This window comes from Myxococcus sp. AM009 (genome assembly GCF_013372605.1).
GTDB lineage: Bacteria > Myxococcota > Myxococcia > Myxococcales > Myxococcaceae > Myxococcus > Myxococcus vastator.
In genome coordinates this window covers 1-12,405 of record NZ_JABXEP010000102.1, presented here as the reverse complement: position 1 = coordinate 12,405, position 12,405 = coordinate 1, and the positions used below count along the sequence as shown (strand labels likewise).

General features: G+C 69.6%; 11 protein-coding genes and 1 pseudogene. 5 read left to right on the top strand and 7 right to left on the bottom strand.

From position 1 onward, the window contains the following. Positions 1-126: 126 nt before the first annotated feature. Complete coding sequence (locus HV824_RS23430) at positions 127-795, bottom strand: exopolysaccharide biosynthesis protein (RefSeq protein ID WP_176419718.1); 669 nt, start codon at positions 793-795, stop codon at positions 127-129. Between the two features lie 355 nt (positions 796-1,150). Between HV824_RS23430 and HV824_RS23425 the strand changes: the two genes are divergently transcribed. Continuing rightward, the gene (locus HV824_RS23425; protein ID WP_176419719.1) at positions 1,151-1,807 is read left to right on the top strand and encodes an SDR family oxidoreductase; all 657 of its coding nucleotides are present in this window, start codon (positions 1,151-1,153) and stop codon (positions 1,805-1,807) included. Between the two features lie 27 nt (positions 1,808-1,834). On the opposite strand, the gene HV824_RS23420 is transcribed toward HV824_RS23425, so the two are convergent. Beyond that, entirely contained in the window at positions 1,835-3,052 is a 1,218-nt protein-coding gene (locus tag HV824_RS23420; RefSeq protein ID WP_255208277.1) for a glycosyl hydrolase, read from the bottom strand. A gap of 189 nt (positions 3,053-3,241) precedes the next feature. On the opposite strand from HV824_RS23420, the gene HV824_RS23415 reads away from it, so the two are divergent. Together HV824_RS23415 and HV824_RS23410 are read left to right on the top strand one after the other, a co-directional pair. Further along, positions 3,242-3,529: a double-CXXCG motif protein gene (locus tag HV824_RS23415; RefSeq protein WP_176419720.1), complete on the top strand. Its 288-nt coding sequence runs from the start codon at positions 3,242-3,244 to the stop codon at positions 3,527-3,529. A gap of 100 nt (positions 3,530-3,629) precedes the next feature. After that, positions 3,630-4,235, top strand: a complete 606-nt coding sequence (locus tag HV824_RS23410) for a pentapeptide repeat-containing protein (RefSeq protein WP_176419721.1) — start codon at positions 3,630-3,632, stop codon at positions 4,233-4,235. Positions 4,236-4,323: 88 nt separating this feature from the next. Here the strand turns inward: HV824_RS23410 and cas6 are convergent, their stop codons facing one another. Then, on the bottom strand, positions 4,324-4,953 hold the full coding sequence (gene cas6, locus HV824_RS23405; protein ID WP_176419722.1) for a type I-MYXAN CRISPR-associated protein Cas6/Cmx6: 630 nt from the start codon (positions 4,951-4,953) through the stop codon (positions 4,324-4,326). A gap of 69 nt (positions 4,954-5,022) precedes the next feature. Further along, complete coding sequence (locus HV824_RS23400; RefSeq protein ID WP_176419723.1) at positions 5,023-6,492, bottom strand: SAVED domain-containing protein; 1,470 nt, start codon at positions 6,490-6,492, stop codon at positions 5,023-5,025. Between the two features lie 290 nt (positions 6,493-6,782). Here HV824_RS23400 and HV824_RS23395 point away from each other — a divergent pair, with 290 nt between their 5' ends. Further along, complete coding sequence (locus HV824_RS23395) at positions 6,783-7,706, top strand: DUF2381 family protein (RefSeq protein ID WP_176419724.1); 924 nt, start codon at positions 6,783-6,785, stop codon at positions 7,704-7,706. Between the two features lie 30 nt (positions 7,707-7,736). Then, on the top strand, positions 7,737-9,593 hold the full coding sequence (locus HV824_RS23390) for a serine/threonine-protein kinase (protein ID WP_176424252.1): 1,857 nt from the start codon (positions 7,737-7,739) through the stop codon (positions 9,591-9,593). Positions 9,594-9,606: 13 nt separating this feature from the next. Here the strand turns inward: HV824_RS23390 and HV824_RS23385 are convergent, their stop codons facing one another. The 3 genes and pseudogenes from HV824_RS23385 to HV824_RS23375 all read right to left on the bottom strand — a co-directional run. Continuing rightward, positions 9,607-10,695: an AI-2E family transporter gene (locus HV824_RS23385; RefSeq protein WP_255208276.1), complete on the bottom strand. Its 1,089-nt coding sequence runs from the start codon at positions 10,693-10,695 to the stop codon at positions 9,607-9,609. A gap of 149 nt (positions 10,696-10,844) precedes the next feature. Next, a complete protein-coding gene (locus tag HV824_RS23380; RefSeq protein ID WP_176424250.1) occupies positions 10,845-11,765 on the bottom strand; it encodes a hypothetical protein in 921 nt (306 codons plus the stop codon). A gap of 240 nt (positions 11,766-12,005) precedes the next feature. Beyond that, positions 12,006-12,405, bottom strand: a pseudogene (locus HV824_RS23375) (hypothetical protein); the annotation flags it as partial.

Below are 12,405 nucleotides of genomic sequence, written 5' to 3'. Positions count from 1 at the left end.
CCCGCGCCGATGATAACGGGAACCCCCGGCGGCGGTAGGACTGATTCCCGACACACCGGCAGGCCCGGCGCACCGGGCAAGGAAGGCGAGCCTGGGCGGCAGGTCAGCCACTACCCAGGCACGGGCTCAGCCCCCGCCGAAGACGCTGGCCAGGGTGCGGCCCCCCTGCACGGCACCGTAGATGATGACGGTAAAGTAGGTGAGCGACCCCACCGTCATCCCATGCCCCATGAGGATGAAGTAGCCGTCGCGCTGCAGGATGCCGATGGCGAAGAAGAGCGCGGCCAGCGCGGGCAGCGTGTTGCTGAAGGGAATCAGGCCGAACGGCATCATCAGCAGCACGCCCGCGAAGAAGAGCATGAAGCCGTTGAAGCGGTTGGTGCTGGCGCCGTGCGTGAGCGCCAGCAGCCGCGGCTTGCTCATCTTGTCCACGTACCTGGTGAAGACCTCCGCGCCCTTGTCCAACGCCGGCGCCAGGTTGGTGCGCAGCAGCGGCTTGTCCAGCAGCTTGCGGGGCAGCCAGGGCGTCCGGTTGAACGTCACGCCCACGCCGATGAGGACGATGAGCAGCCCGAACACCGTGGACACGCCCGGAATCGACACGGGCAGCAGGAAGGGGAAGGTCAGGATGCAGCAGAACAGCAGCAGGCCTTGCTCGCCACACGCCTGCATCAGCTCCCGCACCGTCAGGGATTCAGGCAGCCGCGCGGACAGCGCGCGGAGGGTGGCGGAGAGCTGGGCCTGGGTGTCCGAGAAACCCGTGGACGAAGAGGGGGTGGGCGAAGGCGTCGACATTTCAGGCCGTCACTAGCACGCCCCATCCGTCAATGCTCAGCTCCAAGCGATGTCGTACACCGCCTCCTCGCCCTCCCTCCGGGATGTTTGCCCCCGCTGGCCTCCAGCCCCGCCAGGAAGCGCCCCCATCGAAGCCCGCCACCACCACGGGCCGGCAGGTCAGCGCATACCAGGTGGGTGACTCTGTCATTTGATGGTTGTTCAACACCCGGACTGGCGCCGCGGCGTGTGCCTCATCCGACACGGAGCGCCACGCCGCGCTGGGCTCGTCGGACGCAGTGTGATGAAGAGGCGGCGGCCCGCGTCATCTCGCGGGCTCGCTCGACGTGCCGTCCGTCTTCCGCTGGGGTCCGCCATGAACACGCCCTCTCGTCATCTCTTCGTCGCTGGCGCCACGGGCGCCACGGGCCGCACGCTGATGCGACAGGCGCTGGCGCGCGGTGCGCCGCCTGTCCTCGCGCACGTACGGCCGAAGAGCGCGGACAGCGACAGGGTCCGCCCCTGGCCCCACAAGGCCGTCGTGGAGCTGTCTGACGGCGAGATGCTGGTGGAGATGATGCGCGGCTGCACCACAGTGCTCCAGTTGATTGGCACCATGCGCAAGCGCTTCAGCGCTGGCGACACCTACGAGACGAGCGACATCGGCACCACGCGGCAGCTCGTGGCAGCGGCGAAGCGCGCGGGCGTGGACCACCTGGTGCTGCTCAGCTCGGTGGGCGCGGGCCGGCCGGTGGGCGCGTACCTCAAGGCCAAGGCGGAGGCGGAGCGACTGGTGCGCGACAGCGGCATCCCGTGGACGGTGGTGCGCCCGCCCGCCTTCGAGGGCGAGTACCACCACATCCATCCCGTGCTGCGCGCCCTCACCCGCCTGCCTCCGTTGCGGAACATGCGGCCCATCCACCTGGACCAGCTCGCCGCCGTGCTGCTGCGCGTCTCCGAGCGGCGCGCGCCGCTGAACCAGGTGCTGGAGGGCGACACGCTCTGGGCCGAGGTCGCCGCCGCGGGCGCCTGAGCCGCCTTCTCGCTCAGGGCCCGCGATTCAGCGCAGCGCGCCCCAGTTGTACGTGGGGTTGGAGCCGCCGGTGAGCACGCGCCATAGGCTGCCGTCGTGGTAGCTGTAGCTGTCGCGGATGGCCTTGTGGTTGCTGGACACGTTCCAGTCATTCAGCGTGGTGGTGCCCACGTTGTAGAGCAGCGTGTCGCCCCACACGGACCAGAGGACCCACGGCCGCGCGTCGATTTCCGACACGGTGGCGTAGCGGCTGTCGCCCCAGCGCACCGGGAGCTTGTCTGTCTCCGCCAGCATGCGCGGCTTGCGGTAGCGCGAGCCCAGGTCCGTGTAGAAGCGGTCCGGGAAGTAGGGATTGCCGTGGTAGATGTCCACCGCCACCACGTCCACGCGGTCGTCGCCCGGGTAGTAGCTCCAGGGGTCACCGCCGTAGGTGCCGTCCCACTCGTAGGGCGACCAGACGAAGAGGAGGTTGTCCAACCCGCGCGTCTTCACCAGGTAGTCATGCATGATGACCCACAGTTGCCGGTACTGGGCCGGGTCCTGGTTGGACCACCAGAACGGTGACGCGTTGGGGCGCTTGTTCATCTCGTGGAACGGGCGGTACAGCACCGGCACGTTGAGCTGCTTCAGGATGGTGAGCTTGTCCGCCGCGAAGGACAGGTCCGCCAGGAGCGCGCGGTACTCCGCCGTGTTCGCCTGCCAGTTGATGACCCGGCCGAACCAGTTGGAATCCATCCACGATTGCCGGAAGTTGTTCTCCCAGCTCTTCACCGATGCGCCCGGATAGGACTGGTGGAAGCTGAAGCCGACGATGCCCTCGCCGAAGAGGAAGCGGTCGCGCGCGAAGCCCACCGACGTGTCCACATAGGGCGCCTGGTACGTGGGCCCGTAGTTGCCCGGCCCGAAGTCGAACTCCACGAAGCCTGGACGGCGCCCCGCGATATCGCCCACCCGCACCCAGTACTCGCCCGCGTAGCGCTCCTTCTGCGCCTCGCAGTGCTGCCCCATGATGGTCTGCTTCGAGACGCCGTTGCGGCTGTTGTTCTCCAGCGTCACCAGGAGGTCGAAGACCTTCTGCGCCTGCGGTGACGGGGACGGCGTGCTCAGCGTCCGTGACACCTGGGCGTGGGCGACGGTGGGTGCCAGGTTCAGCGCCAGCGCGGCGGTGAACGCGGCGGCGCTCAGGAAGGCGCTCCGGCTGGGATTGGATGAGCGGAACGACTTTGAATGGGTTGACGTGTGCATGTGGTGGGTGCGACCTCCCGTTGACTGCATGCACGAGCACTGTCAGGTGGTTCAGCTTGCGTCAACGAGCAACTCAGGCAAAACAAGATCAGTAGAAAGTTCGCATCCGCCGCCATTTTTCGATGCAACCGCGGATTGCGGAGGGCAGCGTGGCGCAAGGAGTACAACCAGGATTGACTCTTCGGACGAATGACTCGCTACTACTGGCTCGTTGAAGATACCGCCGCGACTTCCCGCTACAATGGCGACTTCAACGCAACACACCGGTGGAAGCTGCCAGGGCTCTCGGCGTGCCCTGGTTGTGGCGCAACGTGGGCGAGCGTTGGTCACTTCTACCCCGCTGTCGACCTGTCCGCGCTCCCAGAGCAACATGCCTACTTGAAGGCACGACCCGAGTACTCGCGGTTGCGTGAACGGGTGCCGGACATCTTGTTCACGCCAACGGCATTGGCCATGCGCGAAAGCATGGCCTATTGAGGACACGCGGTGAGCAGCCAGCCTCGGAGTCGGCCCGAAAATTTCGCCGTGCAGCGCGTGTGTTGAACCCATGACTTCTCAACTAAACCAGAGTGCGACCATGAATTCGGAGCTCATCAAGGCCTTGGCTTGGCATGCGGAATGGCTGCGTTCCGTGGGACAGCAAGGCAAGCGTCTCCACCTGGAGGACGCTGACTTGTCCTCACTCGACCTGTCGTCGCGAGATCTATCGGAGGCCGCGCTCCCTGGGACACGCCTGGATGGATGCAGTCTGGACATGGCGAAGCTCGCCCACGCCAACCTGGCGTCCGCATCTTTCATCAATGCCAGCCTCTCCAGGACGCAGCTTTCAAAGGCCAACCTGGACCATGCGGTGCTTCGCGGGGCCATTCTGACGCATGTGAACGCGCTCCGAGCCAGCTTCTACGAAGCAGATCTCCAAGGCGCGGACCTTCAATGCGCGGACCTTCGCGGCGCCTACCTGGTCAACGCCAACCTCGCGTCCTCGAATCTCCGAGGCGCACTTCTGGAAGGTGCGGTCCTTCATGGCGCGCGGCTTTCCGGGGCAGCGCTCCACGGCGCCGTCGGATTACAGGCGGCCCAAGCCTCCTGGGTTGATCTCGGTCACGAGAACGCGCCCGTCCGGATTGAAGGCGAGGCGCTGCGCGCATGGCTGGACCAAGCCGTAACGATGAGCCTCGGATGAAGTTGCCCAATGCCTCTCGGCATCACATTGAGCGTGACGGGGGCGGCGCCCTGCCGGACGCCCTTGGCCAGCAGGTGCGTAGCCGCCATCACATGGAGTTCCCCGCCGCCTCGCCCTCCGCCGCATTCAAGGCCACGGGAAGACGTGGGGGCAGGAAGAGGCCACAGCCCATGTGACGCCGTCCGCCGAGTCCCCGCTCCTGGAGCACCAGGGAGGACTCGGGTGACAGCCCGCTCACGGTGAGCGCGAAGCCGATCACCTTGCTCCCGGCGATGGCGACCATGCGCCGCCGCCCCACATAGGGCGTCCCGGAACACCCCAGCGCCGCCATGAATCTCAGCGTGGAGGCCTGAAACGTCGCCTCGTCCATCGCGTGCTTGAAGGTGACGATTCGCGCCGAGAGCGTCGTCGGTGTCGCCAGCAGCGGGTAGACGGTGGGCATTCCCAAGCGCAGCGCCTGGCCCGCGAGCGCCAGCGAGCTCCCAGCCAGCGCCAGGAGGTCCGGGAGCGCCTCCGGGCCACAGCGTAACCGCAGCGTACCGCTCTCCATCCGGAGCCATTGCCTATCCATCCGGGTCCCGCGCAGATTGAAGACCCCCACATCCTTGCGTTCATGCAGTCCGGGAACGCGACGGGAGAGCGAAGAAAACAGGGGATAGGCATGGTCAATCGGCACCGGGCCGCCCTGAACGGGGAACAGCAGGTCAATGGCAGGCATGTGAAGGACCTCTCCGGAGGGTGCTGCACTCAGAACAAGGCGTGTGGGCTGGAATCGGCGGCATGACGTTCACCCCGTCTGCAGCGTGAGCGCGGGCGCGTAGCGCCCATCCCCGGTGCGCTCGTAGGACACGACGGGGCCCACGGCGTTGAGCCGCTGCCCCAGGAACACGCAGCACGCGGCGGGGGCGTAGAGGATGAGGTGCGTGCTCGCCGTGCGCAGCTCGTTGCGCGCGCGCCGGAGCTGCTCACGCGCCTGGACGGCGAAGGCCACCGCGTCCGCGGCCGAGCCCACGGCGCCGTCATGCGGCCCGTCCTCCGGCTCCAGGTAGAGCACAGCGCGGAAGTGCCCCGGCCGCTCGGCCATGAAGCGCTCCACGTCCGCGCGCGCGTCCCCCGTCAACTGGAACACCACCAGCAACCCCGTGGCGTCCGCGTCGCCCTCGTGCCCGGTGACCCGCAACCTGCGCGAGGACGGTTTCGCGTCCGAGCGCCACAAGAAGGTCTCCCCTCGCGTGGGCTGCTCGACGCGGAAGCGGTAGCCGCCCACCTCCGGGAAGTGGAAGCCCACCGCCAGCACCGTGCTCAGCGGCAGCTTGCCCCGCAGGTCAATCAACGCGCCGTCAGGCCGCCTCGACAGTCGCTGTCGCGCGGCCAGCAGCGAAGGCAGCAGCGCGTCCCGCCACACCGCCTCCGACGGCACCGTCCGCGTGTCGCGGTCGTAGTGCGGCGTCCAGTCCAACTCCTCGGTGGGTGGCTGCTCCCACACGCGCCGCGCCCACCCATGAATCCAGAGGCTCACGGTGGGCGCGTCCTCGCGTGAGGCCAGCAGCCCCCACGCGCGCAGGGCCTCCCGCAGCGACTCCGGGGTGACGTACTTCCTGCCGCCACCGACCTCAATCCACTCCCGGAGCCCGTCCATCGCGATGGCTCGCGGCTGCCGTCCCATGCGCAGGCCCAGCCGCCCCATCCGGTCGTCCACCTGCTCCTCTACGTCGGCGATGCCGCCCACGCCGAGTCGCAAGCGCAAGTCCTTGCAGAACGCCCGCAGCGTCTCGGCCGGCACCCCGAGCCCTTGCTCCCACGCCGCCCAGTGCGCCTTCAGGGCGCCTCGCTGCGGCTGGACGAAGAACGCGTCGGTGAAGCAGTGGTCCCTGCCATGCAGATAGCGCCCCAGGTCCGACGCCGACGCCCAGTTGCTCAACAGCCAGACTTCGACGGGCCCCAGGGGCCGCAGCACCAGCCAGCTCTCCAGCAGCTTCCGCAGCAGGGAGCGGCCCACACGAGGCGGCGTCACCAACCCCGCCAGGGAATAGGTGTCCCGGTGGTCGACGTGCCACTTCACCTGCATGTACCGGCTGGCCACGCCGACACCGGGCCGGGCGTGCAGCGTCACGTCGTCCGCCGAGCCCGCCGCCGGGTGCTCGACATAGCCGTGCGAGAAGGGACTGCCCGCGTCGAGCAGCCGGAGCAGCTCGTACCAGCTCAGCAGGTGCTGATAGCGGTCGCCCTCCAGCCGAGACGCGCTCTGCTCTCCCATGACGTTCCCTCATAGCGACGCCAGGGACGGCGGTGGATACCTCTCCAGGGGTATGGAAGGCGGCGCTCGAAGTGGAAGACGCCAACACGCGGGGCACCCCATCGCGGGCCCGGTGCTTTTTCTTCCGGCGTGTGGCGGAGGTATCCCCGACGACCGCTGAACGTCCTGCGCGAACCTGACTACCTTTCAGGTAGACATCGCCCATTCCAAGGTGCCAGACGGAGGCGCGTTCAGGCGTCCCGCCGTGTCATCCCTGTCGAGTAGGTTAGAACCCTGGAGGTTGCCCCTGCGTGTTCCCCCCTGGCTCGTTGGTGATGACGGCGGTGGTGCTCCTGTTGGGTTCGGCGGCGCTGGCCCAGACGCCGAACACGAAACGCTGGCGGCGTGTCGAGCGGGCCGTGGCCCTGAGCGCGGGCGCGGGTGAGCCCGTCCAGCGGCTCCGGCTGGCGCCCGGCGCGGTGACGACCGTGCTGCTCGACTCGGACGCCGCGCTGGAAGGTGAGCTGCCCGAGGCCCTGCGCGGCCTGTTCTCCCGGCTGGACGTCACCGGGACGCACCTGCTGCTCCAGCCCGCCGTCGCCATCCCAGCCAAGGGCGTCCCGCCCCTGGTGCTGCGCTTCACGGACGCAGCCGCGCCACAGCGGCTCGTCCTGGAGCTGACCACCGAAGGCAACGTGGTGGACTCGGTCGTCGACGTCCGGCGCCACCCCGCCACCGTGGCCCAACTGGAAGCCGAGCTGGTGGCGTTGCGTGAGCGCAACGCACTGCTGGAGGCCCGGCTGGCCACGGCGCGTCGGCCGCTGCCACAACCGGGGCTCGCGAGCGCCATCCTCTCCGGCGCCATTGGCCACGAGAGGGTTCTCTTCAAGTGGATGGATGACCCAGTCGGCGAAGCGGGGCTCAAGGTCCTCAAGCTTCGCAGCTATCGCTCCGGCGCGTGGGTGGCGCTCGCGGTGAAGTTGGAGAACCCACCGGGCGAGGCGCCCTGGCAGCCGGGCATCGCGCGGCTGACAGCGCTGGACACGAAGGGGCGCCCAACAGGCGACACGATGGAGCTGCCCCTGCTGTTGAAGGAGCCGCGTCTGCGACCCGGACAGAGCGCAATCGCTGTCGTGCAGTGGCCCGCCCCCACGCGCCCGCCACCCGCCTACGCGCTGGAGCTTTGGGACACGGGCCGGCGCCGCGGCGCGCGCTGGGCGCACCTGAAACCGTAGACGTGCTCGGCAGCCTTGAAGGAATCCGTCATGCGACTGGAGTCGAACGCAGCTACCCCAGGCCCCCTCGTGCTGTCTCCACAGGCCCTGCCTTCCGGCACCCGCGTGGAGGGCTGGCGGGTGGAGCGCCGCATCGGAGGCGGTGGCAACGGCACGGTGTATGAAGTGCGCTCGCGCCCCGAAGGCCGCAGCTACGCGCTCAAGCTGGCCCACGCCCCCGGCGACCCCCGCTTCCAGCGCGAGGCACGGACGCTTCACCTGCTTCGTCACCCGGGCGTGGTGCGGCTGCAAGCGACGGGAACCTGGCGCGCAGGGGCCTCCGCCTATCCCTACCTCGTGATGGAGCATGTGCGAGGCAACACGCTGTATGACTGGTCTCGGGCGCGCAATCCGACGGCGCGGCACGTCGCCGGACTGCTGGTGCAGGCCGCGTGGGCCTTGGACGCCGCGCATCGCAAGCAGGTGCTTCACCGCGACTTCAAGGGGGAGAACCTCCGCGTCGAGGAGCACGGGAGGCTGGTGGTGCTGGACTGGGGCGCGGGCTGGCATCCCCGTGCCGCCCCGATCACCTCCGCCGCGCGGCTGCCGCCAGGGACCGGGCCCTATCGCAGCCCCCAGGCCATCCTCTGGAGCATGAAGGCTCCGCGGCAGACCGCCCCCGCCACGAACTACCCCTACACAGTGGCGGACGAGCTGTATGCGGTGGGCGTCACCTTTCACCGGCTGGTGGTGGAGCAGTACCCACCGCTCGTCCTGGACACGGCGCACGCCCCAGTGACCTCCGCCACCTTGCGTGCCCTCAACCCGCGAGTCCCCGAGCCGCTCGCCCACTGGATTGAGGGACTGCTCGCGTTCGCCCCCGAGGCCCGTCCGCACAGCGCGGGAGCGTTCGCCCGGGAAGTCCAACAGGCCCAGGCGCACGCGGGACCGGACTGGGACGTCCCGCTGTTCGGCTGGTACGAGGGGCCCTCCACGGCGACCCGCACGACACGCGACGAGGACACCTGGGGCCCCGTGGCACCAGGTGAAGAAGCGGCCCTCCTCCATGCGAGCGCCCTGCGCGCGGCACGGGTCCAGCACCATCGCATGGGCCGCTGGCTGCGACGCCGGGTGTTCTCCGAGGTCCAGACGCAACCTCGCATGGAGACAGCAAGCCCGCCGGGGGCGCGGCCCAAGAGCCGGTGGATGCGAGTCGCTGGAGGTCTGATGTTGGTTGCGTGCATGGCCTGGGGACTGATGCGCCTGGGCCCGCCGCATGGCGCGCCCGCTCCGTCCCTTCCTGTTCAGCAACTGGCGCGGACCCAAGGACCAGCCGACACTGGCGCACCCGCCACGGCCCTTCCGTTTTCCACCGCCGCGCCGCCATGGCCGGGAGCTGCCATGTCCACGACCGAGCCACACGCGCGCTGTGTCCCCCGACTCCACCGCTACCTTCTGGCTGCATTCACCGCGGCCAGCCTCAATGCCTGCTCAAGCACGCAGGTCCGGCCCGAGCCCGCGCGCTGCCCCTCCGAAGCCCTGGAGTCCATGCGTCAGCTCGGGCTCGACCTGAGGTCCCGCGGGCACATCCAACTCGACCTTCAGCAGCCGGACGACTCGTACCAGACGAACTACAGCATCGTCGTCAGCGACGGCCCCATCACCAGCCGGCTCGACGAGCCCATGGACCGCCTCCCAGCCAACACGCTCCTCTACGGGCGCATCTGGACGGGCGGCGAGAAAATCCAGGGCCGCTACACGCGCGTGAGGACCCCGGACGGCAGCGAGTACCCGGTGTGCCTCATCCTGGGCAACGAGACGGGCATGTCCAAGTACCCCGGCTCACGGCCCGGCCACACCCGCGCGCATCCGTGGTCCAACGCCCAGGTGGTGGACCACTTCCCCTGACGCCGCCGCCGGCTCACGGCGGTGCAATCGTCGAGGGCTTCTCCAGGACGCGCGCCTCGTCGCGCAGGCGCAGCTCGTTGCCCGCGGCGGAGAGGACCGCGGCGACGGGCACGGAGAGGAAGGCCCCGGCCACGCCGAAGAGCACGCCCCCGGCGGTGATGGACAGCAGGATGACCACCGGGTGCAGCGGCACCGCGCGCCCCATCACCACGGGCTCCAGGACGTTGCCCTCCAGTTGCTGCACGCCCAGCACCACGGCCAGGACCAGGAGCGCGTCGAGCGGCCCGTTGGTGATGAGAGCCACCAGCACCGCGACCCCGCCCGCCAGGGTGGCGCCGATGACGGGGAAGAACCCGCCCACGAAGGTGAGCGCCGCCAGCGGGAGCACCAGCGGCACGCCGATGATGGCCAGGCCCGCGCCGATGCCCACCGCGTCCACCAGCGCGATGATGACGACGCCGCGCAGGTAGCCGCTGAGCGTCTTCCAGGCGCGCAGGCCCACCGCGCGCACCGTGTCCCTGCGCTCCGGAGACGCCCGCGCCAGCACCCAGCCCCCGAGCCGCTCGGTGTCCTTCACGAAGAAGAACAGCAACGCCAGCGTCAGCAGCGCGCCCGCCACGGCCTGCGCCGCGAAGTTGGCGCCCGCGAGGACGCCGGTGGTGATGCGCCCGACGTTCGACTTCAAGAAGTCGAGCCCCTGCTCGAACAGGCCGTCAAGCTGCTCCCGAGACACGGGGAGCTTTTGCGTCATCCAGTCGAGGAGGCCGTCCAACCCCGCCTGCACGTTCGAACCCGCCGCGCTGACCTGCTGGACGATGCGGGGCACGAGCAGGAACATCCCCGCCGCCCCCACCAGGAGCAGCGCCAGCAGCGCCAGCACCGTCGCGAGCGCCCGGGGCACCCGGTGGGCGGACAGCCACCGGACGGGGGGATACAGCAAGGTCGACAGCAGCAGCGCCACCACGGTCGGCAGGACGATGAGGTAGAGCCGCGCCAGCAGCAGCACGAGCGCCACCACCGCCGCGGCGATGACGAGCAGCTTGCCGCTGAACAGCGCACCGCGCGTGAGCCAGGAGGGAGCTGAGGAGTCCAGGGTGGCCATGCGTCGTGCGCACCCTATGCACGAAGCGGCGCATGGCACCGGGAGGCCACCTCCCGGTGTGGCTTCATGAACGGACGCGGCGGCGGCGCGGCGGGAATCCAACGGATGGCCAGGGCGAGCCGCTACTCAACGGCGAGCCCGGCGGCGGCTCAGGGCACGTCCACCGGGACGGTCTGCATGAAGGGCACCTGGAGGTCCGTGGGGCGCATCAGCTCGGGGCGGCCACCCGGGGTGCCACCGTTCTTGTAGGTGTTGAGCTGACCGACGATGTTCCACTGCCCCGGCTGGCCGCCGGCCCCCTGGGAGTACTGGATGAAGGGCGTGGCGCCCGTCGGGTCGCCGTACTTGCCGGTGGGGTGCGAATAGTCGCCAGGCGTGAGGCTCCCCGCCGGCCTGAGGTTCGGGTGCTGCGAGAGGAAGCCGTCCAGCTCCGCCTTGCCGTTCTTCGAGTAGTCCGCGTGGTGGAGGAAGGACAGGTTGTTGTTCTTCGTGTCGTGCAGGGCGTGGACGGCGCAGCCGTTGAGCGCGCCCGTCACCACCGTGTTCGGCTCGCCCGGACGCGGGTGCAGCGGCACGCCCTGGATGCCCGCGAACTTGCCCTCGCCCGTGGAGAGGTAGTGCATGTAGTGCGCGGGGATGCCCTGGCCACCGGCGGGCGACACGGACAGGTTCGTGTTCCCCTGGTGCTGGTGGGCGTTGAGCGTCACCTTCGAGTCATTGGCGTTGACGAAGGGCTTCTGCGCGGTGGGCAGGGCCACGCCCTGGGGCGCGCCGCCCGGGAACATGTTGTAGGCGTTCAGCACGTTCTGCCCCGAGTAGCCCAGCGGGTTCGCGCCGAACGACGAGGTGACGTCCTTGCCCGGCTGCTGCGTGGGCGGGGTGTTCACCTTGCTGGTGGAGGGCGTGCTGCCCGGCGCGTCGAACCCGTCCTGGATGGGGCTCGGCTTGGGCGTGGGCTTCGACTCCACGGGCGGAGGGGCGCTCGGCTTGTTCGTCCCGCTGCCAGAGGCCGCGGGGCTCTTGGGGACGGAGGGGCTCTTGAACAAGCCGCCGAGCTTGATGCCTTTCATGGGAGGGACTCCTGAAGTCGATGGGGTTGAGGAGTTAACGGGGAAGCTTGCTGAATCCAACAGCAACTCCCGGGCCAGCCGAAGCGACAGGGGCCGCACCCGGGAGGCCCTGTCAATCCCAGCGGTTGCGGGCCGCGGGTGGCGCCACGGCCCCGCCGCGTGCGCGCGAGCTGGTGACAGGCGTTCGTGCCCTGGTGACTCCCGTCACCACCCCCACGGCCTCGCCGCGCGGGCCGCCCCTCAGCCGCGCTTCCCACGTTTCGCGCGAGGCGCTGGCGGCTTCGCGCGGCTCCGGCCCCGCGGCGCCTTGGCCGGCGCGTCCGCATCCCCTGGCTCCTGGAGCGCGATGCGCCGCGCCCGCTCCGCCGCCGCGCGGACCGGGGGCGCGAGCACCTCCCCAGGCGCGGCCTCCGCGCTCCAGGACGCCGGCGCCCCCAACTGCCGCAGCACCGCGCCGTCGGCGGCAGGGGCGTCGAAGGTGAAGCTCAGCGCCGGCAGCGGCTCGCGCGGGGCGTCGTAGCTGGTCCGCGTCAGCTTGCCCGGCTTCACGCTTGGAATCACGGGCACGTCCGCCGCCGCCCGCCGCCGCTTCGCCGCGCCGCGCTGCGCGAGCTGTTCTCCCTGTCCGAGGGCGCCATCG

Bases quoted from the DNA above. Each gene is read 5' to 3' on its own strand.
- HV824_RS23415 (WP_176419720.1), top strand. From the start codon at position 3,242: ATGACTCGCTACTACTGGCTCGTTGAAGATACCGCCGCGACTTCCCGC.
- HV824_RS23385 (WP_255208276.1), bottom strand. From the start codon at position 10,695: ATGGCCACCCTGGACTCCTCAGCTCCCTCCTGGCTCACGCGCGGTGCG.
- cas6 (WP_176419722.1), bottom strand. From the start codon at position 4,953: ATGCCTGCCATTGACCTGCTGTTCCCCGTTCAGGGCGGCCCGGTGCCG.
- HV824_RS23400 (WP_176419723.1), bottom strand. From the start codon at position 6,492: ATGGGAGAGCAGAGCGCGTCTCGGCTGGAGGGCGACCGCTATCAGCAC.
- HV824_RS23410 (WP_176419721.1), top strand. From the start codon at position 3,630: ATGAATTCGGAGCTCATCAAGGCCTTGGCTTGGCATGCGGAATGGCTG.
- HV824_RS23430 (WP_176419718.1), bottom strand. From the start codon at position 795: ATGTCGACGCCTTCGCCCACCCCCTCTTCGTCCACGGGTTTCTCGGAC.
- HV824_RS23420 (WP_255208277.1), bottom strand. From the start codon at position 3,052: ATGCACACGTCAACCCATTCAAAGTCGTTCCGCTCATCCAATCCCAGC.
- HV824_RS23380 (WP_176424250.1), bottom strand. From the start codon at position 11,765: ATGAAAGGCATCAAGCTCGGCGGCTTGTTCAAGAGCCCCTCCGTCCCC.
- HV824_RS23425 (WP_176419719.1), top strand. From the start codon at position 1,151: ATGAACACGCCCTCTCGTCATCTCTTCGTCGCTGGCGCCACGGGCGCC.
- HV824_RS23390 (WP_176424252.1), top strand. From the start codon at position 7,737: ATGCGACTGGAGTCGAACGCAGCTACCCCAGGCCCCCTCGTGCTGTCT.